We start from the raw sequence: 291 nt of genomic DNA, 5'->3' as shown, positions 1-291 counted from the left end.
GCCGTCCGCCGGGCACAGGCAAGCTGGCCGCTCATGTCGGTTTCCTTGAAGAACTGGTGGCCCAGGACCCGGATATCACGCTCTTTGAACTGCGCGATGCGCTCACCGATGCCGAAGGTGTTGTTGTGCACCACTCTTCGTGTCACTTGGTACTTAATTGTAAGATTGCGGTAGTTTTTGAAGGACTGGGCAGTTAATTTGAAACCAAGAAGGCCTTCAGTCTCAAGTTAGCTGCATCTGGCAGGGGTCCGGCAGTCCGAACGCCGGGTTGCTCAGATGGTCGATCTCGTC

The 291-nt window shown here is 55.3% G+C and carries 1 protein-coding gene; it reads left to right on the top strand.

Annotated features, from left to right (window positions below; genetic code table 11):
* Window positions 1-197 (top strand): hypothetical protein (locus tag ACFWW2_RS17080; protein WP_393929914.1); only part of this gene is annotated, 197 nt, incomplete at its 5' end.
* Between the last annotated feature and the right edge of the window lie 94 nt (window positions 198-291).

The organism is Yoonia sp. R2-816 (assembly GCF_046762905.1).
Lineage (GTDB): Bacteria > Pseudomonadota > Alphaproteobacteria > Rhodobacterales > Rhodobacteraceae > Yoonia.
This window is presented reverse-complemented; position numbering and strand designations above follow the sequence as displayed.